This is a genomic window from Bradyrhizobium sp. USDA 3262 (assembly GCF_054060035.1).
The window spans coordinates 70,001-92,670 of the sequence record NZ_JBSSCT010000001.1 but is presented as its reverse complement, the minus strand read 5'-3'; the positions used below and the strand labels follow the sequence as shown (position 1 = coordinate 92,670).

19 protein-coding genes, 1 rRNA gene and 1 riboswitch are annotated in these 22,670 nt (G+C 64.4%); of the genes, 9 read left to right on the top strand and 11 right to left on the bottom strand.

Features of this window, described 5'->3' with window-relative positions:
* Positions 1–32: 32 nt before the first annotated feature.
* From ACVWYP_RS00460 to ACVWYP_RS00450, 3 genes are all read left to right on the top strand, one after another.
* Positions 33–1,601, top strand: coding sequence for a hypothetical protein (locus tag ACVWYP_RS00460; RefSeq protein ID WP_304497337.1), 1,569 nt, complete (start codon positions 33–35; stop codon positions 1,599–1,601).
* 212 nt (positions 1,602–1,813) lie between these two features.
* Positions 1,814–2,323 (top strand): hypothetical protein, encoded by a 510-nt coding sequence (locus ACVWYP_RS00455; RefSeq protein ID WP_304497336.1) that lies wholly within the window; start codon positions 1,814–1,816, stop codon positions 2,321–2,323.
* A 97-nt stretch (positions 2,324–2,420) separates the two neighbouring features.
* On the top strand, positions 2,421–3,410 hold the full coding sequence (locus ACVWYP_RS00450; RefSeq protein WP_304497335.1) for a Bug family tripartite tricarboxylate transporter substrate binding protein: 990 nt from the start codon (positions 2,421–2,423) through the stop codon (positions 3,408–3,410).
* A gap of 35 nt (positions 3,411–3,445) precedes the next feature.
* On the opposite strand, the gene ACVWYP_RS00445 is transcribed toward ACVWYP_RS00450, so the two are convergent.
* The 5 genes from ACVWYP_RS00445 to ACVWYP_RS00425 all read right to left on the bottom strand — a co-directional run bounded on the left by ACVWYP_RS00445 (position 3,446) and on the right by ACVWYP_RS00425 (position 8,120).
* Positions 3,446–3,937 (bottom strand): hypothetical protein, encoded by a 492-nt coding sequence (locus tag ACVWYP_RS00445; protein WP_304497334.1) that lies wholly within the window; start codon positions 3,935–3,937, stop codon positions 3,446–3,448.
* A gap of 660 nt (positions 3,938–4,597) precedes the next feature.
* Positions 4,598–5,032, bottom strand: a complete 435-nt coding sequence (locus tag ACVWYP_RS00440; protein ID WP_304497333.1) for a VOC family protein — start codon at positions 5,030–5,032, stop codon at positions 4,598–4,600.
* Between the two features lie 90 nt (positions 5,033–5,122).
* Positions 5,123–6,055, bottom strand: a complete 933-nt coding sequence (locus ACVWYP_RS00435) for a prephenate/arogenate dehydrogenase family protein (protein WP_304497332.1) — start codon at positions 6,053–6,055, stop codon at positions 5,123–5,125.
* A gap of 4 nt (positions 6,056–6,059) precedes the next feature.
* Positions 6,060–7,157, bottom strand: a complete 1,098-nt coding sequence (hisC, locus tag ACVWYP_RS00430; protein ID WP_304500409.1) for a histidinol-phosphate transaminase — start codon at positions 7,155–7,157, stop codon at positions 6,060–6,062.
* 99 nt (positions 7,158–7,256) lie between these two features.
* On the bottom strand, positions 7,257–8,120 hold the full coding sequence (locus ACVWYP_RS00425; RefSeq protein ID WP_304497331.1) for a chorismate mutase: 864 nt from the start codon (positions 8,118–8,120) through the stop codon (positions 7,257–7,259).
* 174 nt (positions 8,121–8,294) lie between these two features.
* Positions 8,295–8,374, top strand: a riboswitch (SAM riboswitch).
* Between the two features lie 85 nt (positions 8,375–8,459).
* Here ACVWYP_RS00425 and metX point away from each other — a divergent pair.
* Both metX and metW read left to right on the top strand, forming a co-directional pair.
* Entirely contained in the window at positions 8,460–9,665 is a 1,206-nt protein-coding gene (gene metX, locus ACVWYP_RS00420) for a homoserine O-acetyltransferase MetX (RefSeq protein WP_304497330.1), read from the top strand.
* Positions 9,662–10,327 carry a methionine biosynthesis protein MetW gene (gene metW, locus ACVWYP_RS00415; protein WP_028341893.1) on the top strand — a complete coding sequence of 222 codons (666 nt, stop codon included), beginning with the start codon at positions 9,662–9,664 and terminating at the stop codon, positions 10,325–10,327. The genes metX and metW overlap by 4 nt, the downstream gene beginning before the upstream one ends.
* Before the next feature lie 91 nt (positions 10,328–10,418).
* Here metW and ACVWYP_RS00410 read toward each other — a convergent pair whose 3' ends face one another.
* Positions 10,419–11,291, bottom strand: a complete 873-nt coding sequence (locus tag ACVWYP_RS00410; RefSeq protein WP_304497329.1) for an alpha/beta fold hydrolase — start codon at positions 11,289–11,291, stop codon at positions 10,419–10,421.
* Between the two features lie 231 nt (positions 11,292–11,522).
* Here ACVWYP_RS00410 and ACVWYP_RS00405 point away from each other — a divergent pair, with 231 nt between their 5' ends.
* Positions 11,523–12,188: a TIGR02594 family protein gene (locus ACVWYP_RS00405; RefSeq protein WP_304497328.1), complete on the top strand. Its 666-nt coding sequence runs from the start codon at positions 11,523–11,525 to the stop codon at positions 12,186–12,188.
* 42 nt (positions 12,189–12,230) lie between these two features.
* On the opposite strand, the gene ACVWYP_RS00400 is transcribed toward ACVWYP_RS00405, so the two are convergent.
* Both ACVWYP_RS00400 and ACVWYP_RS00395 read right to left on the bottom strand, forming a co-directional pair.
* Positions 12,231–13,022, bottom strand: a complete 792-nt coding sequence (locus ACVWYP_RS00400; RefSeq protein ID WP_304497327.1) for an MOSC domain-containing protein — start codon at positions 13,020–13,022, stop codon at positions 12,231–12,233.
* 55 nt (positions 13,023–13,077) lie between these two features.
* Positions 13,078–13,593 carry a GNAT family N-acetyltransferase gene (locus ACVWYP_RS00395; RefSeq protein WP_304497326.1) on the bottom strand — a complete coding sequence of 172 codons (516 nt, stop codon included), beginning with the start codon at positions 13,591–13,593 and terminating at the stop codon, positions 13,078–13,080.
* 57 nt (positions 13,594–13,650) lie between these two features.
* Here ACVWYP_RS00395 and ACVWYP_RS00390 point away from each other — a divergent pair, with 57 nt between their 5' ends.
* Together ACVWYP_RS00390 and clpB are read left to right on the top strand one after the other, a co-directional pair.
* A complete protein-coding gene (locus ACVWYP_RS00390; RefSeq protein WP_168858416.1) occupies positions 13,651–14,214 on the top strand; it encodes a helix-turn-helix domain-containing protein in 564 nt (187 codons plus the stop codon).
* Between the two features lie 191 nt (positions 14,215–14,405).
* Positions 14,406–17,057: an ATP-dependent chaperone ClpB gene (gene clpB, locus ACVWYP_RS00385; RefSeq protein WP_304497325.1), complete on the top strand. Its 2,652-nt coding sequence runs from the start codon at positions 14,406–14,408 to the stop codon at positions 17,055–17,057.
* Between the two features lie 55 nt (positions 17,058–17,112).
* On the opposite strand, the gene ACVWYP_RS00380 is transcribed toward clpB, so the two are convergent.
* The 3 genes from ACVWYP_RS00380 to ACVWYP_RS00370 all read right to left on the bottom strand — a co-directional run bounded on the left by ACVWYP_RS00380 (position 17,113) and on the right by ACVWYP_RS00370 (position 20,004).
* Positions 17,113–17,379 carry a hypothetical protein gene (locus ACVWYP_RS00380; RefSeq protein ID WP_038385289.1) on the bottom strand — a complete coding sequence of 89 codons (267 nt, stop codon included), beginning with the start codon at positions 17,377–17,379 and terminating at the stop codon, positions 17,113–17,115.
* A gap of 94 nt (positions 17,380–17,473) precedes the next feature.
* Positions 17,474–17,836 carry an SPW repeat protein gene (locus ACVWYP_RS00375; protein WP_304497324.1) on the bottom strand — a complete coding sequence of 121 codons (363 nt, stop codon included), beginning with the start codon at positions 17,834–17,836 and terminating at the stop codon, positions 17,474–17,476.
* Between the two features lie 104 nt (positions 17,837–17,940).
* Positions 17,941–20,004: a M23 family metallopeptidase gene (locus ACVWYP_RS00370; RefSeq protein ID WP_304497323.1), complete on the bottom strand. Its 2,064-nt coding sequence runs from the start codon at positions 20,002–20,004 to the stop codon at positions 17,941–17,943.
* Positions 20,005–21,015: 1,011 nt separating this feature from the next.
* On the opposite strand from ACVWYP_RS00370, the gene ACVWYP_RS00365 reads away from it, so the two are divergent.
* Positions 21,016–22,504 (top strand): 16S ribosomal RNA (locus ACVWYP_RS00365).
* Positions 22,505–22,670 lie beyond the last annotated feature (166 nt).

The window sequence follows — 22,670 nt, the reverse complement described above, 5'->3', positions numbered from 1 at the left end:
GCCTGAGGAAACAACCTCGTGTGGAGGAAGCGATGCGAATTCTCGGGGGAATTCTGCTCGGCAGCGTACTGCTGTCGGCGGGTCCGGTATTGGCGGAGGACGATGCGTCCGAGCTGCGTGCGTTGAAGGCACGGCTCAAGCAGCTCGAGCAGAAAATGGAGACGCAGGCGCGCAAGGAGGAGGCGCTGGCCGCAAGACAGAGCGCAATTCAGAACGCGCAGATGACGGCGAAGGCGCCGGTGCCGTTCGATCCCTGCGCTTCGGGCAAGCTCTGCTACAAGGGCGTCACCTTCACCTTCGGTGGCTGGGTCGATCTCACCGGCATCTATCGCAGCCGCAACCTCGCCTCCGATTCCGGCTCGGTCTACAACTTCATCCCGTTCCCGCAGAGCAAGAACTACAATACCGGCGAGTCGCGCTTCACCGCGCGCCAGACCCGCTTCTCGGTGCTCGCCGAAGCCAACGCCACGGAGAACATCCACGTCGCCGGCTATGGCGAGCTCGATTTCGAGGGCGCGGCGCAGACCGCCAATTCGGTCGCGACCAACTCGTTCAATCCGCGGCTGCGGCAGGCCAGCATCGAGGTCGACCGCAGCGATCTCGGCCTGCACGTGCTCGCCGGCCAATCATGGTCGTTGAACACGCCGAGCAAGGCGGGCATCGATCCGCGAGGCGCCGATACGCCAGGCGTGATCGATTTCGAACTGGTGCCGGGCTTCCTCGGCGCGCGTCAACCGGGCGTCCGGGTCTGGCAGGATATCGGGCCCGAGTTCAAGCTCGCGGTCTCGGCGGAGAACCCGCAGACATCCTTTTTCGGCGGCAACAACCCGCTGGTCGGCACGCCGGCGGTTGGCCCGCAGGGCGTGCTCAATCCGAACCTGCTGGTCAATCTCACCGGTCCGGGCGGCAGCTTCTTCAACAGCCTGAACAATGTCAGCCTCAACCACGTTCCGGATTTCACCGTGAAGGGCGCGTGGGATCCGCGGCTCGGGCCCTACAAGCTGCATGTCGAGGCGTGGGCGCTCTACCGCGACTTCTATGATCGCTTCAACTTCGCCAATCACGACGTCAACACGGTGAGCTTCGGCGGCCATCTCTCGGCCGAGATCGTGCCGAAGCTGCTCGAGGTGCAGGCCTCCGCCTCTTACGGTGCGCTCGGCCGCTTCACCGCAACGCCATTCCCGGATGCGACCGTGCGCCAGGACGGCTCGATCCAGCCGCTGCCGATCACGGCCTTCCTGGTCGGCTCGGTCTGGCACACGACGCCGTCGCTGGATCTCTACGCCTATGCCGGGCTCGAAAAGACCAAGGCGACCTTCTCCAATGTCGGCACCGTGCCGTTCGGCTACGGCAACCCGCTCTACAACAACCTCGGCTGCAACATCGAGAACTCGCCGGCCGCGACCTGTAACGGCAACACTTCGGAGGTGAGGCAGTACACCGCGGGCTTCTACGACACGATCTTCAAGGGCTCCTACGGCACCATCAAGGCCGGCGCGCAATATTCCTACACCCAGCGCTTCGCCTTCCAGGGTGTCGGCGGCGCGCCGAAGACCGACGACCACATCGTCATGACCCAGATCCGCTACTACCCGTTCTAGTCCTCCGTGTCGCAAGACCCTCATGGTGAGGAGCGCGAAGCGCGTCTCGAACCATGAGGCCCGGTCCATGGCCTGCATCCTTCGAGACGCCCGCAAGCGCGGGCTCCTCAGGATGAGGGGAAGTCGGTAGTGACCAGGATGGCTTCGCGCGCGGTGGACATTGATTCCGATGCGGCCAGAACCGATGCCGCTTCTGGAAAGGGAGGCTACAGATGAGGATCGTGACCAGACCGAAGCAGAGGGCCGTGATCGCGCGCGAATTGATGATGGTCAGCCGCGCCGCGCATGTGCTGCAGCGGACCGGCCTGGCGATGGCCGGTGCCATGGCCGGCACCTTCGTCGCCGCCCAGCTCGCCAAGGGCCATGTCGCTGTCTTCGGCACGCTGATCTTCATCGCAACGACGATCGTGATCGGCGCCGCCGGCTTCTATCTCGGCATCGATATTCCCAAGCCCGCGATGCGCGGCACGGGGCGCATTGATGCCGTCGAGCTGATGAGCGCGGGCGGCATCTTCCTTGCCGCGCTGGCTGCGCTGGTGTCGGTCTACGGCATCGTGTTCGACGAAATTCCGCCGCGCGCCTGGGAGTTCGTGATCGGCTCCTGGTGGTTCGGCGGCGGCGTCATGCTGGCGACCGCCGGCCTCGTCGGCCGTCAGCGGCCGGCGCAGAAGGCCGCCGCGATATCGGCGGGGCCGATCCGGGATCAGCGGTTGCGGCGGTGAGCGCCGTCGCAGACCTGCGGCCCCGCTGCGCCAATCTGTCCCGTAGCTGCGACTGGCCGATGCGATACCCTCACCAAAAAATCGGGGAGGGACTTCAATGCCAGCGAAATTCAGCCGCCGTCACGTCATCGCTGCCGGATCAGCGGCCGCCGCGATGCCCTTCCTGTCACGCGGAGCCTCGGCGCAAGCCGCGTGGCCTTCGCGGCAAATCCGCATGATCTGCAGCTACCCCGCCGGCGGGCAGACTGATCTTTTGGCGCGGGCCTTCGGCGAATTCATCGCAAGGCAAGTCGGGCAAACCGTCGTCATCGAGAACAAGGCGGGCGCCTCGGGCTCGATCGGCGCCGCCGAGGTAGCGCGCGCCGCGCCTGACGGTCACACCATCCTGTGCTCGATCTCGACCACTTACGTGATGAACCGCGCGATGATGAAGAACCCCGGCTACGACATGGACAAGGATCTGACGCTGGTCAGCGTGATCCCGGGCGCAGGGCTGCTGCTGGTCGCGAGCCCGAAATTGGGCGTCAAGACACTGGCGGAATTCGTCGCCTATGCGCGCAGCAGCGGCAAGGTGAATTTCGGCACCTACAGCGCGGGCTCCGCGCCGCACATGACGATCAACGAGCTCAACAAGCAGTATGGCCTCACCATCGAGCCGATCCATTATCGCGGCGAGGCGCCGATGTGGACCGGGCTTGCGGAAGGCACGCTCGATGTCGCGATGGGCAGCTACACCGCCGCGCAAACCGTGCTGCAGAGCAACCGGGGCGTCGTCTTCGGAGTTCACTCGAAGAAGGTCGACGCGATCCCCGAGATCAGGACGCTGCCCGAGCAGGGCGCGACGTCGAAGTTCTTCACCGTGAGCGGCTTCTCGGGCTGGGCGCTGCCGAAGGCGACGCCGCAGCCGATCGTCGATCGGCTGTCGGAGATTTGCGTCGCCGCCAATAGCGATCCGAAGGTGAAGGAGGTGCTCGCGACCTTCGTGCTGGAGCCCGCGATCGGCTTCAAGGACAGCAATGCGCTGTATCAGCGCGAATTGCCGGTCTGGATGGAGGCCGCGCAGTCACTCGGCCTGCCGCCGGCTTAAAGCGATCCGGAACTGAAGGATGGCTGCATCGACGGTCACCATTCGTCGTAGAACCACTCCCTTGGGATTCGAGGTCGCGCCCTTGCGTATGGCGGGATAGACGTCCGCTCGGGCTTGCGCACGGCCGGAGCCGGCTGCGTCGGAGGCGGTGAGGCCTTCGGCTCGGAAACCTTCGCGAGCGCCCGTTTCATTTCTTCCTGGCTCGCCTTGAGTTCCTCAATGGCTTTGGAGTTCTCGCGGGCCATCTGTTGCTGGTTCGCCTTTAGTTGCTCGATATTTCGCTCAACATTCGCGAGGTCGCGTGCGATCGTTTGCAGCAGCTGCGTCTGATCGGGAAGGGCTGGGTTGGCCGTCGGCGCGGCGTCCTGCGGTGGTGCGGGCTGAGGCAACGGCGTGGCTTGGGGCGGAGCGGTGTCTGCCGCGGCGACCTGAACGGCAGGTGGAGCGGGCTGCGCCGGAGGCTGCGGATCATCCGGCGGCAATGCTGGAGTTGAAACGAGCTGCGGCGCCCAACGGGCGACAAGCAACTTGGCTTCCCCACCATATGACGACTGCAAAGCCAGGGCAGCGACAACGATACATGCCGCCACCGACAAGGCGGTGAGGGCTCGGAATATCGGTCTTCCGGGTCGCGATTGCGAGGCAGGTCCGGAAGAAGAGGGGCTGGGCCCGGAAGAAGCAGGGCTAGGTTCGACCGAGGGCGGGTTTGGCTGCACCGAAGGGCGGGACGCGGCATCGCGCTCCATTCTTGCGAGCTGTTCACTCAAGCGCGTGAGTTCTTCATCGGCGCGCGCAATCTGCCTGTGGGCTTCCGCGAGTCTTTCGTCGGCCCGCGCGCTCAGGCTACCGTTCGATCCAACTGGGTCCGGAGTGGGTGTGGAGTTCATTGACGTATCCCTTTCCGTGCAATGTCACCCAAGAGTACCGACTCGGCTATCCGTCAGGGGCGATCAGCCTCCAGCACTCGCTTCAGTCTTGTCCAAAGAATGGCCGGATGATAGCGCGCCTGAGGTCTCGTGATAATGGGGCGAGATAGCGGCCCGGGCTAGCCGGAGGTCAGGTCCGCCCGGGTCAACAGCCGACATCATTCCGCGCTGCCAGGATGTGCGCTTTCGACCACAAGCTGACACCGGGGCAGCCTTGGGGGGTGTCCTTGGGGCAATGCAAAAGGCCTGGCCAGCGTAGTCTCAGGCGTCCCGCTCGACCAACTCGAAGGTGATGCCCTCCGGGCCCTCGAACAGCCGGAGCTTCCGGCTGATGTAGTCCATCTCGTCGCTCAGCATGGTGACACCGTTGGCCACCAGGTGCGCGGTGGCCGCCTCGATGTCGTCGACGCGGAAGGCGAGGTGATTGAAGCCCAGCTTTCGCAGATTGGTCGGATGCACCCCCGGATCCGTCCCTGGGGGCGGGTCGAACTGAAGCAGCTGGATCTCAAAATCCGCTCCTTCGAGTGTCAGGGTGATGTGCTGCGCTCTCATGGCCGGCATGCCCATGTACCGGGCGGGAACGCCGCCGTCGATGGTCGCGACGTGAGTCTTCTTGAAGCCGAGCAGTGCGAAGAACGCGATCGCTGGGCCGGCATCTGCCACTGCGATCGTCAGATGATCCGGACTGAGTATCATCTTATCGCTCCCTGTCATCAGCGACGCGCCGGCTTTCCTGCTGGAGGCTACCAGCTCGCTGCGTCCGCCGGTGGGCGGACCGAGCCCCGCCTACGTCTTCAGATTCGCGTGCGGCCGGCCGAAGTCGGGCGCGGCGGAGTCCTGGCCGGTCTCGACGATGCCGCGGCGGATGGCGCGGGTGCGGGTGAAGTGGTCGAACAGCGCTTCGCCGTCGCCGCGCCGGATCGCGCGGGTCAGCTTCGACAGATCCTCGTTGAAGGTGCCGAGCATCTCGAGCACGGCGTCCTTGTTGGCGAGGAATACGTCGCGCCACATCGTCGGGTCCGAGGCCGCGATGCGGGTGAAGTCGCGGAAGCCGCCGGCGGAGAATTTGATGACCTCGGATTCCGTCACCTGCGCCAGCTCGTCCGCGGTGCCGACGATGGTGTAGGCGATCAGATGCGGCAGATGGCTGGTGATCGCGAGCACGAGGTCATGATGATCGGGCGTCATGATCTCGACCTTGGCGCCGAGCGCGGCCCAGAACGAGCGCAATCGGTCGGTCGCCGCCGGATCGGTGCCTTCGGGCGGGGTGAGGATGCACCAGCGGTTGATGAACAGCTCGGCGAAGCCGGAATCCGGCCCCGAATGCTCGGTGCCGGCCACCGGATGCGCCGGGACGAAGTGGACGCCGTCAGGCAGATGCGGCGCCATGTCCTTGACGACGGCGCCCTTCACCGAGCCGACGTCGGAGATGATGGCGCCGGGCTTGAGATGCCCGGCGATCTCGGCGGCGACCGGGCCGCAGGCGCCGACCGGGATACAGAGGATGACGAGGTCGGCATCCTTCACCGCCTCGATATTGGTCTCGACGACGCGATCGACGATGCTGAGCTCGGCGACGCGCGCACGCGTCTTCTCCGAGCGCGCGGTGGTCACGATCTCGCCGACCAGGCCTTGCGCGCGCGCGCCGCGCGCGATCGAGCCGCCGATCAGGCCGAAGCCGATCAGCGCGATGCGTTTGAAGAGCGGGGCGGTGGTCACGATGTCACTTTCCGGCCAGGAAGTCGCGCAGTCCCTCGACCACGAGGCGGTTGGCCTCCTCGGTGCCAATGGTCATGCGCAGCGCATGCGGCAGCTTGTAATTGTTTAGTGCGCGCAGCACGAGGCCGCGCCGTGTGAGATAGGCGTCGGCTTCCGCCGCGGTCTTGCCCTTGTCGGTCGGGAAATGGATCAGCACGAAATTGGCGACGCTCGGTGTCACCTTCAGCCCGAGCTTGCCGATCTCCTCGGTCAGCCAGTTGCGCCATTGTTCGGTGTGGCTCCGCGACATCTGCACATGCGCCGTGTCCTCGATCGCCGCCACCGCCGCCAGCATCGCCGGCGTCGTGACGTTGAACGGACCGCGGATGCGGTTGCAGGCATCGACGATATGCGCGGGCCCGAACATCCAGCCGATCCGCAGCGCGGCAAGGCCGTGGATCTTCGAGAAGGTGTGCGTCACCACCGTGTTGTCCGTGGTCGCGACCAGCTCGATGCCGAGCTCGTAGTCGTTGCGCGAGACGTAGTCGGCATAGGCGGCATCGAGCACCAGCAGCACATGCGACGGCAGCGCGGCGCGCAGCCGCTTGACCTCGTCGAACGGGATATAGGTGCCGGTCGGATTGTTCGGGTTGGCGAGCCAGACCAGTTTCGTGCGCGGCGTCACCACCTTGAGGATGGTGTCGACGTCGGCGGTGAAATTGGTCTCGGCCGCGATCACGTTCCTGGCGCCGTTCGCCATGGTGGCGATCGGGTAGACCAGGAAGCCGTGGGTGGTCGAGATCGCCTCGTCGCCGGGCGCGAGATAGGTGTGCGCCAAGAGATTGAGGATCTCGTCGGAGCCGGCGCCGCAGATGATGCGGTCGGGATCGAGCCCGTAGGCGCGGCCGATCGCCTCGCGCAGCACGCGCGAGGTGCCCTCCGGATAGTCCTCGAGATGGTCAGCCGCGGCCTTGTAGGCCGCGATCGCCTTCGGAGACGGACCGAACGGCGTCTCGTTGGCGGACAGCTTGAACACCTTGCGGCCCGGTTCCGGCACCGGGCTCTTGCCGGGCGTGTAGGGCGCAATATCGAGGATGCCGGGGTTCGGCACGGGGCGGGACATCATCAACTCCGAACAGAGCGTTTTCGAGCGAAGTGGATACCGGTTCGCGTGAAGAAAACGCGTCAAAACAAAAACCTGGACGGGCGGCCGGCTCTTGCTTCAGGTCCTGGCCGATCCGTTAGAGGGCACCGTATAGCGCGTTGCGTGGCTGCCGACGAGGGCCGACGAGCGCACCGAGGCGCCGGCCTGGATCAGGGCGAGCTTGATGGCCTCGAAACCCTTGTTAGTCAGGTCTTGCCCGGTGACCGAGACCAGGAGCGCCGCGCCGTCGAAGGCGGTGTCCGGGACCGCGACGATCTCGGCGAGCGGCGCCAGCGCGCGGGCGACATCGGCGTTCCAGCCGGAGACGCGCACGCTCCAGGTCTGCACTTCGGTGACCATGGCGTCGTCGGCGACCCGCGAGATCACGAACACCGGCAGCGCGGCGGGATGGTCGGCGCGTTCGAGGAACGGCAACCGCGCGATGATCTTCGGCGCGCCACTGGCCTCGAGCGCATTCCACCACGGCGTACGGCTTGCGATCGCGGAGACCAGCGCGAGGTCGCCCTTCGACTTCGCCACCGCCTCGACCGCGGCCTGTGCGCTGAAATGCGAGACGTAAGGCACCACGAAGCCGAAGTGAAACCGCGCCGAGTCGCGCATGGCCGACTCGCCCACGGAAACATCGGCATGCACCGCGAACGGCGCCTGCACATAGGTGAAGGTCGAGATGATGACGCGCCAGATGCTCTCGATGGTGTCGAGCGGCAGGATGCCGCGATGACGCCGCACCAGTTCGCGCATCATGCTGGCTTCGCGCGCCGGGCGGAACGCCGAGCCGACCTCCTGGGTCTTCTTGACCTGGATCAGACGGTCGATGATGTCGCCGCGCGCCATCAACAGGCGGTGAACCTGCTCGTCGATCGCATCGATTTCCTTGCGCAGCTCCTGCAGCGAGGGCGGCGACGGGGGTGGGTTGGACATGCTCTCAAACCTTGTCGTCGGGGCGGCCCGTTGCCGCGTCGGACAGGGTCCCTGATTAGGAAAGACGGGCCGCGAAAGCAAAGAGAAACGTCGCAGGCGTGCCTTGCGCATTCGGTTAACCAATTGGCCGTGGGCAAGGCTGTCTTGACGCCGGGGGGCGTGGGGACTACGTTCCCTGCGTCCCGTGGTCATTTGAGCCGGCCGGCTTGCAGCCACGTTAAACAACTCGCTAAACAGGCCGGGGACCTTATTAGCTCCCGGCCGAACCTTTGTTCAGGCCGGGTTTTTTATTGGCCTGAGGTCCGTCGAGCCCTCCCGCGCGGAGGCAGGGTCGCCTAGATGAGCAACGTGCGTCCGATACCGAGCCCACAAACCCCGAGCGATGATCGCGCCCATGAGGCCGACCATCCGTCGTCACTGGTGGCGAAGTTCGGGATGGACCAGCCGCTCAAGCTCGATTGCGGCGTCGATCTCGCACCGTTCCAGATCGCCTACCAGACCTATGGCGAGCTCAATGCCGACCGCTCCAACGCGATCCTGGTCTGCCACGCGCTGACCGGCGATCAGCATGTCAACAACATCCATCCCGTCACCGGCAAGCCCGGCTGGTGGGAGACCATGGTCGGCATCGGCCGGCCGATCGATCCCGATAAATACTTCATCATCTGCTCCAATGTGATCGGCGGCTGCATGGGCTCGACCGGCCCTGCGTCGCTGAACCCCGCGACCGGCAAGGTGTGGGGACTCGATTTCCCGATCATCACCATCCCCGACATGGTGCGCGCACAGGCGATGCTGATCGATCGCCTCGGCATCACAACGCTGTTCTGCGTGGTCGGCGGCTCGATGGGCGGCATGCAGGTCTTGCAATGGACCGCGGCCTATCCGGAGCGCGTGTTCTCGACGCTCGCGATCGCCTGCTCGACGCGCCACTCGGCGCAGAACATCGCGTTCCACGAGCTCGGCCGCCAGGCCGTGATGGCCGATCCGGACTGGCGCGGCGGCCGCTATGTCGACGAGGAAACCCATCCGCATCGCGGGCTCGCCGTGGCGCGGATGGCCGCGCACATCACCTATCTCTCGGACGCCGCGCTGCACCGCAAGTTCGGACGGCGGATGCAGGACCGCGAGCTGCCGACCTTCTCGTTCGATGCGGATTTCCAGGTCGAGAGCTATCTGCGCTACCAGGGCTCGTCCTTTGTCGAGCGCTTCGACGCCAATTCCTATCTCTATCTGACCCGCGCGATGGACTATTTCGACATCGCCGCCGACCACAACGGCGTGCTGGCGAAGGCGTTCACCGGCATCAAGACGCGGTTCTGCGTGGTGTCGTTCACCAGCGACTGGCTGTTTCCGACCGCGGAATCGCGCGCGCTGGTGCATGCGCTGAACGCGTCGAGCGCGCGGGTGTCGTTCGCCGAGATCGAGACCGACAGGGGGCACGACGCCTTCCTGCTCGACGTACCCGAATTCCTCGACATCTCCCGCGCCTTCCTGCTGGCCGCAGGCAAGGCGCGCGGACTGAAGGACGACGGCCAGTCATGAGCATGCAGCAGACATTGCCCTTGCCGGGTATCGCGCCGGAGCGGACCGGCGGCCATCGCACCGATCATCTCCTGGTCGCCGACATGGTGCGGCCGGGCTCGCGCGTGCTCGATGTCGGCTGCGGCGATGGCGAATTGCTGCAGCTGTTGGAGAGCCGCGGCATCGACGGCCGCGGAATCGAGCTGTCACGCGAGGGCGTCAACGGCTGCGTCGCCAAGGGGCTCGCCGTGGTGCAGGGCGATGCCGACACCGATCTCGTCAACTATCCCGACGATGCGTTCGATTACGTGATCCTGTCGCAGACCTTGCAGGCGACGCGGCAGCCCAAGGTGGTGCTGGAAAATCTGCTGCGCATCGGCCAGCGCGCCATCGTCTCGTTCCCGAATTTCGGGTTCTGGAAGATGCGGCTGCAGCTCCTGATCGGCGGCCACATGCCGCGCACGGAGAATTTGCCGGCGAGCTGGTACGACACCTCGAACATCCATTTCTGCACCATCAAGGATTTCGTGCAGCTGTGCGAGGAGATCAACGTCAAGATGGAGCGCGCGGTGGCGCTCGATCTCTACGGCCGCCCGGTGCCGCTCAACCTGCCGTGGTGGGTGTGGAACATGTTCGGCGAGCAGGGCGTGTTCCTGCTCAGCCGGGGTGGGCAGGGGAAGTGACGTCATGGCGTCATTCCGGGGCACGCGAAGCGTGAACCCGGAATCTCGAGATTCCGGGTTCGATGCTGCGCAGCGCCCCGGAATGACAGGACTACACCGGCGCCGCCACCAGCGACCGCGGATCGCGTACCGGCCAGCGGCCGGCCTCGACCAGCGCGATGAAGCGCTCGACCATCTCGTTGAACAGCGCCGGCTCCTCGAGGTTGAGCACGTGACCCGACTTCGGGAAGAACGAGAGACCGGCGGCCGGCAGATGCTGCTTCAGGAACATGCTGGGCGCGATGCAATTGTCGTCCTCGTCGCCGCATAGGATCAGCGCCGGCGTCGCGGCGCGCTTGATCGCGTCGGTCATGGTGTAGATCGAGGGCCTGCCGCCCTGAAAGCTGCGCATCGTGTTGGCCGAGCCCCTGGCGTCGTGGCGGGCGAGCGCGGCGTAGAAGTCGGCGTGGCCGCGCGGGTCCTTGACCAGGAACGGAATCCGGCTCGGCGCCTCGCGCGTCACCTTGGCGACCTCGACCGCGCCGATGCTCTCGTATTGCTCGGCATTGGCTCGGCACTGCGCGCGGAAGGCATCGAGATGCTCGAGGCTCGAGCCGGAGCCGACCGCGGCCAGCGTCATCGACAGCGCGCGCTCCGGCGCGTTGAGCGCGATCTGTAGCGACGAATAGGAGCCCATCGAGAGCCCGACGAAATGCGCCCTGGCGATGCCGAGATGATCGAGCACCGCGAGCGCGTCGGTAGAGAAGTGCTGGTAGGTGTAGACGTCGGCGCTCGGCGGCACGTCGGACGGCGTGTAGCCGCGCGCCGAATAGGCGATGCAGCGGTGGCCGCGCGCGAAGTAGCGCATCTGCGGCTCCCAATTGGTGTGATCGGCGGCAAACTCGTGCAGGAAGATGATCGGGGTTCCGCTGCCGGCCTCTTCGAAATGGAGGCGGACATGATCTTTCGTCGTGGCGTAGGGCATTGAAATTCTCCTCTCGTTGGCCGCGTCCAGATTTGCAGTTAATTTTCAGGGCCGCAATGCGGCAGTTCCGGTTCCTTTCTCGTCATCGAATCATCGCGGAATGACCCAGAAATGGTTCCCGCTGCGCCGCATGAAATCTTCCTCGCGCCATCCCGATTTTCAAAACCACCGTCGCGTTCCCCCGGGAACGCGACGGGGAGTTGGGGGGCGTTACAGAGGATCTAGTGAAGTATGGTTCAGTTGCTTGCGTGTCGCCGGTCGCTTCGTGTTTTGGCGCTGGCTCTGTGTTCGCTCACTCTCGCCGTGATCTCCGCCGCTCCGGCATCCGCCCGTCCGCACCACTCACGTCACGCGCATTCGGCCCATGCCGGCCATCACGCGCGTCATTATGCCCGCCATCACTATCGGCACACCGCGCGGCTATCGCGCGCCGAGCGCCGCGCGCTCGCGCAGCCGGGCGGGATCGTCGAAACCAACGCAGCGCCGTTGCCCGGCAGCGCTGACCCCGTGCCCAACACCGGCGGCGTCAGCGCGGCAGGTGGCTTCGGCTCGTCCGGCATCGTGGCCGAGGCGCGCCGCTATCTCGGCGGCAATCCGACCGACCGCTCCAGCCTGTGGTGCGCACGCTTCATGAACATGGTGCTGCAGCACACCGGCCATCGCGGCACCGGCTCCGACATGGCGAGCTCGTTCGCCAAATACGGTACGCGCGTTTCGGGACCGCAGGTCGGCGCCATCGCCGTGATGAGCCGCCGCGGCGGCGGCCATGTCGGCATCATCACCGGCGTCGATGCCAAGGGCAATCCGACCATGATCTCGGGCAACAGCGGCCACCGCGTCCGCGAGACGCCGGTCTCGCGCGGCCGGATCTACGCCTATGTGATGCCGACGAACTGACGCGTCGAAAGCGGGGCAGGGCGCGTATGCGCCTTGCCCGGCCTACGACGCGACAGGTCCCTCGGCGGCAATCGTGTCGCCGACGGCGGCGCCGCCATCGCTGATGATCTCGGCGTAGATGCCGCATTCATTGTTGCCGAAGCGCTGCATCAGCGTGTTCGGCACCGAGAGGTCGCGCGCGCCGGTATCGGGATCGACATTGACCGCGGCGCAGCGGGTGATGCGCTTCACCACCCTGGCCCGTGCGCTGCCGATCGCGATGGCCTGGTCGAGCAGGCTGGCTTCATGCCAGGCCGGCCAGCCCTCGACATAGAGATTGGCGCGGAAGCGCAGCGGATGGACCGGCGCCTGCACCATCTCCTCGATCGCCCGCAGGCTGGCCAGGTTGATGATCGAGACCACCTTGCGCGGCACGTCGGAGAAACTGTGGCCCGGGCTGACCAGCACCTTGGGCGGTCCCTTGATCTGGCCGGTGTGACGGTCGGCGAAATAGCGCTCGATGGCCGCCCGGCCTTCCGCGGTCTCGAGGTCGCCCTGGGCCACCATCGCGCCATCCCGGCGCAGCGTCAGCACATGGCTGTCATCGTCGAACTGGGCGCGCAGCGGCGCCAGCCACTCGTCCCGCTGCAGCATCAGGAAATGCGGCTTCGGCAGCCACTTCGGCGCCGAGGGATCGAAGCCGCTCGGGCCGTTCTCGATCGCATAGCGGCGATCGGAGCGGATCGTCTCGCCGGCCTTGAGCTCTGCGTGCGGCAGCGGCTCGGGCGTGAGGCCCTTGACGGGGTAGCGGTAGATGCCGGTGATCCTGGCGGAGGAGAGCTGTGCGTTGTCCATCCGCTCGCTCTAGCCTGTTTGGCGGGCGAGGAGAACTGCCGGCCGCGGGAAGGTACTAGTCGGCGCGCGCCGCTCCAGCAGTGTCCAGCAGGCGCTGCATGAACACGAGATCGAGCCAGCGGCCGAACTTGCGTCCGACCTCCGGCATCCGGGCAACCTCGACGAAGCCGGCCTGCGCGTGCAGCCGGAGCGAGGCCGGATTGCCGCCGTCGATGCCGGCGATCATGACGTGCTTGCCGAGCGCGGTGGCCGCAGCGATCAGCTCGTCGACAATGACGCGGCCGAGGCCGCGGCCGCGATGATCGGCATGGATATAGACGCTGTGCTCGACGCTGTAGCGGTAGCCCGGAAAGGCCCGGAAATCGCCGAACGTGCCGTAGCCGAGCACCGTCATCCCTTCGACGGCGACCAGCACCGGGTAACCCAGTGCCAGCCGTGCCTTCATCCACGCCAGCCGCTCGGCATCGGAATCCTGCTTCTCCGTCCAGATCGCGTTCGAGTTGGCGACCGCCTCATTGAAGATCGCGGTAATCGCAGGGATGTCCTGCTCGGTGGCGGGGCGGATAATCATCGGTGGTTCCTTGACGGGCCTCTTGAACGGACCCCATCGTCTACTATATAAGACGGTATGTCAATTATAGAGGACAAGGCCGATGAGGCTCTCGGGCGGCGGGTTCGCGCCGAACGGGAGGGCCGCGGCTGGTCGCTGGCGGACCTCGCCGGACGGGCAGGCGTGTCCAAGGCCATGCTGAGCAAGATCGAGCGGGCGGAGGCAAGCCCGACGGCGGCGACGCTGTCGCGGATCGCCACCGCCTATGGCCTCACCATGGCCGCGCTGTTCGAGGTTGCCTCACACAATTCCCGCCTGCAGCGGGCCAAGGATCAGCCGGTCTGGCGCGATCCGAAGGCCGCCTATCTGCGGCGGCAGGTGTTCCTGCATCCGGCCAATCCGCTGGAGCTGGTGGAGATCGAGCTGCCTGCAAGGCAGGAAGCCGGCTTCCCTGCCAGCGCCTATCACCTGGTCCGCCAGGTGGTGTGGGTGATCAGCGGCCGCCTCACTTTGATGGAAGGGGCGGAGCGCCACGAGCTCGCTGCGGGTGACCGCGTCGAGCTAGGCCCGCCGTCGGACATCGTCTTCCGTAACGAAACGGCTCAGCCTTGCCGCTACCTTGTCGCCATCGTGCGGCGCTGAGCTTCATCGGGCGAAATCGCAGGCTGCGGCTCTTCCGTTTTGGAACCAAGTGCCCACATCTGCGGCAAGCCTGAAAAATGATGGCGACGACCAGAGGCTGGTTGAGGAACGTCAACGCGGCCCGCGGAAACCCAATGAAGATGCCGTTGTCATGCCTGAATGGGTGACGATGGCAGGCCGAGGGAAAACGAATGAACATTGAGAAGTACACCGAGCGCGCGCGCGGATTCATCCAGTCTGCCCAATCGCTCGCAATGCGCGACGGTCACCAGCAGTTCTCGCCGTTGCATCTGTTGAAGGTGCTGCTGGACGACAATGAGGGGCTCGCCGGCGGTCTGATCGACCGTGCTGGCGGTAATTCCAGAGCAATCCTGAAAGCGACCGAAGAGGCGCTGAACAAGCTGCCGAAGGTCTCGGGCAATGGTGCCGGGCAGGTCTACCTGTCGCCGGAACTGGCGCGTGCCTTCGATGCGGCGGAAAAGGCTGCCGACAAGGCCGGCGACAGTTTTGTCACCGTCGAGCGGCTGCTGCTCGGGCTCACGCTTGAGAAGGGCAGCGAGGCCGCCTCCATCCTGAGCAAGGGCGGCATCACGGCGCAGAACCTGAACGCGGCGATCGAAGCGCTGCGCAAGGGCCGCACCGCTGACAGTGCGACCGCCGAGAACGCCTACGACGCGCTGAAGAAATATGCCCGCGACCTGACCCAGGCTGCGCGCGACGGCAAGCTCGACCCGGTGATCGGCCGCGACGAGGAGATTCGCCGTACCATCCAGGTGCTGTCGCGGCGGACCAAGAACAATCCCGTCCTGATCGGTGAGCCCGGCGTCGGCAAGACCGCCATCGTCGAGGGCCTGGCGCTGCGCATCCTCAACGGCGACGTGCCGGAGAGCCTGAAGGACAAGAAGCTGCTGTCGCTCGACATGGGCGCCCTGATCGCCGGCGCGAAATATCGCGGCGAGTTCGAGGAGCGGCTGAAGTCCGTCCTGCAGGAGGTCTCGACCGCCGAGGGCGGCATCATCCTGTTCATCGACGAGATGCACACGCTGATCGGCGCCGGCAAGACCGACGGCGCGATGGACGCGTCCAACCTGTTGAAGCCGGCGCTCGCGCGCGGCGAGCTGCACTGTATCGGTGCGACCACGCTCGACGAGTACCGCAAGCATGTCGAGAAGGATGCCGCGCTGGCCCGCCGGTTCCAGCCGATCTATGTCAGCGAGCCGACGGTCGAGGACACCATCTCGATCCTGCGCGGCCTGAAGGACAAGTACGAGCAGCATCACGGCGTGCGAATCACCGACTCCGCGCTGGTGGCCGCGACCACGCTGTCGAACCGCTACATCACCGACCGCTTCCTGCCCGACAAGGCCATCGACCTGATGGACGAGGCGGCGGCGCGGCTGAAGATGCAGGTCGATTCCAAGCCGGAAGAGCTCGATTCGCTGGATCGCGACATCATCCGGCTGAAGATCGAGCAGGAGGCGCTGAAGAAGGAGAACGATGCCGGCTCCAGGAGCCGCCTGCAGACCCTGGAGAAGGAGCTCGCCGGGCTCGAGGAGCGGTCGACGGCGCTGACGGCGCGCTGGAGCGCGGAGAAGAACAAGCTCTCCAATGCCCAGAAGCTGAAGAGCGAACTCGATGCGCTCCGCGTCGAGCTTGCCAATGCGCAGCGTCGCGGCGAATTCCAGAAGGCGGGCGAACTGGCCTATGGCCGGATTCCCGAGCTGGAAAAGAAGCTCGCCGATATCGAGGCAAGCGAAAGCGGCAAGCAGAACGGCGGCGAGATGATGGAGGAGGCGGTCACCGCCAACCACATCGCGCAGGTCGTCTCGCGCTGGACCGGCGTGCCGGTCGACAAGATGCTCGAGGGCGAAAAGGACAAGCTCCTGAAAATGGAGGACAGTCTCGCCAGGCGCGTCGTCGGCCAGGCCGAAGCCGTGCGTGCGGTGGCAACCGCCGTGCGCCGTGCCCGCGCGGGCCTGCAGGATCCGAACCGGCCGACCGGCTCGTTCATGTTCTTAGGCCCCACCGGCGTCGGCAAGACCGAGCTGACCAAGGCGCTCGCCGCTGACCTGTTCAACGACGAGACCGCGATGGTCCGCCTCGACATGTCCGAGTTCATGGAGAAGCACTCGGTCTCGCGGTTGATCGGCGCGCCTCCCGGCTATGTCGGCTACGACGAGGGCGGTGCCCTGACCGAAGCCGTGCGGCGCCGGCCCTACCAGGTTGTGCTGTTCGACGAGATCGAGAAGGCGCATCCCGACGTCTTCAACGTGCTGTTGCAGGTGCTCGATGACGGCCGCCTGACCGATGGTCAGGGCCGCACCGTCGACTTCCGCAACACGCTGATCATCATGACCTCGAACCTCGGTTCGGAGTTCCTGGTGAATCAGCCGGAAGGCGAGGACACCGCGGCGGTCCGCGATCAGGTGATGGGCGTCGTGCGGGCGCATTTCAGGCCGGAATTCCTGAACCGCATCGACGAGATCATCCTGTTCCACCGCCTGCAGAAGAGCGAGATGGGCCGCATCGTCGAGATCCAGTTCGCGCGACTGACGAAGCTGCTCGAGGATCGCAAGATCGAGCTCACGCTGGACGCCAAGGCGCGGGACTGGCTCGCGGAGAAGGGCTGGGATCCGGCTTACGGCGCCCGCCCGCTGAAGCGGGTGATCCAGCGCAGCGTGCAGGATCCGCTGGCCGAGATGATCCTCGCCGGCGAGGTCAAGGACGGCGATCACGTCGTGATCTCGGAGAAGGGCAACGTGTTGACCTTCAACGGTCAGGTGCCCAAGACCGCCGAGATCGTGCAGTTCGAGGCCCCGGTCTCGAAGCGCAAGCTGAACTGACGGCGCAACACCAGAATCCTCCCCGCAGGTCGCGGGGAGGATCTTCATTTGCGAATCACTCCTGCGGGACGATCGGCGGCGAAGGGCTGGCGGGCTCGTCGTCCTCGGCCGACTCGAGCTCGGAAAGGATATCGACCAGTTCGCGGGCACGGCCGGTGGCCAGCGGCCTGCCGGCATTGATCAGCGGTTCGTCATTGGCGAGCCAGGCCTGCGCCTCGGCAAGCTCGGTGATGGTTGCTCCCGACGCAATGATCCTGGCAATCGTGACGTCGTCGGTGTGGCCGACGGCCTTCAGCACATCGTCGCGGGTGAGCTGGGTCATGGTGCAAATCCTTGTGCATATCTTCGTTGAGCGCAACCAAACCCTCCCCGCCGGCGATCCGCGCCAGCGGGTAGGGATGGATCAGTTCAAGGCCTCAGCTGTGCGTCGTGAGCCGAGGCGGATGCTGGGACATCGCCCAGAGCTCGATCGCCGCAAGGACCGCGACGGCGATGCCGATCACCACGTGCACGGTCGTCGCGGTGGTCATTCCCTGGAAACCCAGGACCCAGGGCGAGACCAGCGCCCAAAGCCCGACGATGAGGTTCAGCCACTCCTCCCAGACCGCGAATGCCGCGAGCGCGGCGATCGCAAGGACCGCCATCGCGAGGCCGACGATGTAGGCGTTGGTGGAAACCGTTCCGGCGTCGAACTTGAACAGCCACGGCGATAGGAAGAGAATCGCACCGAGGATCAGGTTGGCGACATCGCACAGTTTTGCGTTCGTCCAGTTCTCCATGACACCCTCCATTGAAGGTTTCACTGACGAATCAACTGGATGGTCGCCGTTCGGGTTCCCATCTCACGGGCGAAATCTGATGGAACTGGCGCCCTATCGCATCATCAGCGGTTGGTGATGGAGCGGGTCTGCGACGTGGAACTGGTGGCGTCCGAGACGATTCGCGAGCTGCCGCGGCTGGACATCTGGGCCTCGATCCGGTCGCGCTCCTTCTCGAAGTTCGCCAGCATCGGGCCTTCGAGCGAACGGCCGCGCGGCAGCTTCACGCGCATCGGGTCGACGAATCGGCCGTTGACCAGGATTTCGTAGTGGACGTGCGGGCCGGTCGACTGGCCGGTCGAGCCGACGAAGCCGATCACCTGGCCCTGCCGCACCTTCTTGCCGATCTCCATGCCCTTGGCGAAGGCCGACATGTGGCCGTAGGCCGTCTCATAGCCATTGGCATGCTTCATGCGGATATATTTGCCGTAACCGCCCTCGTATCCGACCTTCTCGAGCACGCCGTTGCCGGACGCGAAGATCGGCGTGCCGTAGGCGGTGGCCCAGTCGACGCCGGTGTGCATCTTCACATAGCCGAGGATCGGGTGGCGGCGGCCGCCGAAGCCCGAACGCATGATCGCGTTGTTGACCGGCTTGCGCACCAGGAACTTCTTCGCGCTCTTGCCGGTCTCGTCATAGTAGTCGACGAGGCCGTCGTCCGAGCTCTGGAATCGGTAGTATTTCTTGGTTTCGCCGCCCACGGTCAGCGCGGCGTAGAGCACTTCGGTCTTTTCGGTGCTGGTGACGCCCTCGTCCTCGCCGGCAAAGAACACGTCGAACGAGTCGCCGGGCTGTACCTTGCGTTGGAAATCGACGTCATAGGAGTAGATCTTGACCATGTCTTCGATGACGGTCGGCGGCACCTTGTTGCGCAGCGCGGTCTCGTAAATGCTCTGATAGAGCCGCACGCCGCTGCCATCATCCTCGTCATCGTCGCTGGAATTGTCGGCGGTCTCGGTGACCGTGTTCATGCTCTGCACGTCGACGGCAACGTATTTGCCGAGATCGGACAGCGCGGCGACGGCCTCGATAATGGATTCGTTGGCGACGATCACCCGATAGGGCTGCAGCCTGACATTCGGTCCGGGAGCGGCCGGCGCCATCAGGATTCGGACCTTCTGGCCTTCCTTCAGGCCGCCCTCGCGGCCGCGCGGGCCGAGCGTTGCGGCGATCGCCTTCGCCTCGTCGGGCGTTGCGCCCTGATCGCGCAGGATCGAGGTGATGCTGTCGCCCTTCTTGACGAGGTGAACCCGTTCACCGACCGGATTGCCGCCGGTGACCTGCTCTTTGGTCTTCGGCAGCAGGGTGACGTTCTCCGGCACCACGCGGGTCTCGAAGCCGGCATAGGGATCGGAGGTGTTGCCCTCGGTGGCGTAGGCCATCCTCATGTCGGGGCCGGCACCACTCGCGTCAGCTGCAGCATTGGCAAGTGAAGCGTAGCGCACCGAGCCGCCGGAGCCGCGCCAGTTGGCGGCGTCGCGGACCCGCATCAGCACGTCGTCGAGCGCAACGACGGCGGCGAGCTTGGCCTTCGGCAGCACGGAGCCGAGATCCTTGGTGACGAACGAGACCTCGGCGTCGGGCTCGGCCGCGGCATTCGGATCCTCGGCCGCCGCCGGCGTGTCGGAGCCGACATCGGTCAGCAGACGCTGCGCGTTGAATGCCGGTATTTTGGCCGACAGATCGCTCGTGGTCATCGAGAGATTGCCGGAAATTCGGATGAAGGGCCGCACCCGCATCACGTCGCGATTGCCGACGCGGGTCACGGTCGACACGCGCACCAGGCTGCGGGAGGCGGAGGATTCGCTGGGCGGCGGCAGGCGGTCGCCCTTGTGCAGGCTGACGACGCGATCATTGCCGTTGAAGGCGCCGCGCAGCGCGCCTTCAACGCGCTCCGGCACCTTGGCGAAGGTCATCTCGCCATCGAGCGACGCAAAAACGGCGCCGCCGATCAGGGCCGCGCCACATAGTCCAGTCAGAATGGTGCCGCTGAACCATTGAACGGAGACGCGGCGGCGATCGATCACCGCAGCCTCGGTGCCGTCGACCGAAAGCGGCGGTTCGTGACCGAGATCGATCATCCCGGTCTCGCGCCCAATGCCGCTTCCGCGTGACGCCCGTTGGCTCAACCCTGCATCCCCCCAAATTCCAGCAACTGCGATCGACCTCTGCTCGTCCTTGTCCCCACCTTGATCCCGTGAAGAGGGATCTCGGCAGTGTGGCGAGCCACACGCATCGAATTCGAGAAGCCGATGGCCATTAGCTAGCCGCGATCTCGAACGTCAATGGTGTGCAGATCTCTCGATGTTGCTCGACCGCGATGGAGAAGAGGCGACGGGTTCTTGGAGAAAATCGCCTGGTCCCCCAGAAAAACCACCCGTGCCCCCACAGGTTACGAGCGGTTCAATGCATTCGTTATAGCCAGAACGTCGCAGGATTGTGGCTCAAGTGCGGCATTTGAGGTGGAAAAGCTGCACCCTGAAAGCAGGTCGATGCCCGCCGCCCGGCCCGAGGGCGGTTGGAACCCGTTTTGGAGGGCCTCGCGGGCTCCCCGGCGACAAACTTTTTTTGAAGTTTTTTGCGGCGAGGGCTGGGTGACGAATTTTTACCTCCGACCTAAGCCACGGAAAGCACGAGAATTTCTTCGCACTGCACAAGCGATTTGGGCGTGCGACGATTTGTTGACAATGGCCGTTGACAATCCCGAGGGGTGGGGACTATAAACCAACCACTGAGCGCGGCGCCGCCGGGTCACTGACCAAGGCGAGCGAACGCGCCTCTGATGCTCCTCACTTAGATGAGTGACACAACAGCCGACATCAATCGGTTGGGGTTCACCGTCGGTCGGTGAAGGGTAGAACCACCCTCTAAGGGTGTGGGATCGCCAGATCCCGGGCTGTTTGACAAGTAAAGATGAAGAAAGAGAAACGTGGACGGCGGAGTCCTTGCGTCTCTCGGAATACTCGAAAGCTTCGGCTTTCGACTTTCTGAGGGTGGACGAAAGACTTCGGCGGTACACGTTTTAAAGGTTACACCATCGCTGCACACGATGTGAATCGTCAGCAGCTCGCCGGTTTCGGCCGGTGAAGAATGGTGGGACCTCGTCAAACGTTGTGATCAGCCGGTTCAAAGTTCAAGTCCAACTTGAGAGTTTGATCCTGGCTCAGAGCGAACGCTGGCGGCAGGCTTAACACATGCAAGTCGAGCGGGCATAGCAATATGTCAGCGGCAGACGGGTGAGTAACGCGTGGGAACGTACCTTTTGGTTCGGAACAACTGAGGGAAACTTCAGCTAATACCGGATAAGCCCTTACGGGGAAAGATTTATCGCCGAAAGATCGGCCCGCGTCTGATTAGCTAGTTGGTGAGGTAATGGCTCACCAAGGCGACGATCAGTAGCTGGTCTGAGAGGATGATCAGCCACATTGGGACTGAGACACGGCCCAAACTCCTACGGGAGGCAGCAGTGGGGAATATTGGACAATGGGCGCAAGCCTGATCCAGCCATGCCGCGTGAGTGATGAAGGCCCTAGGGTTGTAAAGCTCTTTTGTGCGGGAAGATAATGACGGTACCGCAAGAATAAGCCCCGGCTAACTTCGTGCCAGCAGCCGCGGTAATACGAAGGGGGCTAGCGTTGCTCGGAATCACTGGGCGTAAAGGGTGCGTAGGCGGGTCTTTAAGTCAGGGGTGAAATCCTGGAGCTCAACTCCAGAACTGCCTTTGATACTGAAGATCTTGAGTTCGGGAGAGGTGAGTGGAACTGCGAGTGTAGAGGTGAAATTCGTAGATATTCGCAAGAACACCAGTGGCGAAGGCGGCTCACTGGCCCGATACTGACGCTGAGGCACGAAAGCGTGGGGAGCAAACAGGATTAGATACCCTGGTAGTCCACGCCGTAAACGATGAATGCCAGCCGTTAGTGGGTTTACTCACTAGTGGCGCAGCTAACGCTTTAAGCATTCCGCCTGGGGAGTACGGTCGCAAGATTAAAACTCAAAGGAATTGACGGGGGCCCGCACAAGCGGTGGAGCATGTGGTTTAATTCGACGCAACGCGCAGAACCTTACCAGCCCTTGACATCCCGGTCGCGGACTCCAGAGACGGAGTTCTTCAGTTCGGCTGGACCGGAGACAGGTGCTGCATGGCTGTCGTCAGCTCGTGTCGTGAGATGTTGGGTTAAGTCCCGCAACGAGCGCAACCCCCGTCCTTAGTTGCTACCATTTAGTTGAGCACTCTAAGGAGACTGCCGGTGATAAGCCGCGAGGAAGGTGGGGATGACGTCAAGTCCTCATGGCCCTTACGGGCTGGGCTACACACGTGCTACAATGGCGGTGACAATGGGATGCTAAGGGGCGACCCTTCGCAAATCTCAAAAAGCCGTCTCAGTTCGGATTGGGCTCTGCAACTCGAGCCCATGAAGTTGGAATCGCTAGTAATCGTGGATCAGCACGCCACGGTGAATACGTTCCCGGGCCTTGTACACACCGCCCGTCACACCATGGGAGTTGGTTTTACCTGAAGACGGTGCGCTAACCGAAAGGGGGCAGCCGGCCACGGTAGGGTCAGCGACTGGGGTGAAGTCGTAACAAGGTAGCCGTAGGGGAACCTGCGGCTGGATCACCTCCTTTCTAAGGATGATCCTTCAGATCAGCTCACGCTATCTATCGGATCGTTTTAGAAACATTCAGGGGCCAGCAGTTTCAGGATTGTTGAGCTCCATTGGCGGGATTTCGCCGTCTTCGTTTCTCTTTCTTCGCGGACGAACACGCGCCAGGGGCTGAGCGCTGTGCGGTG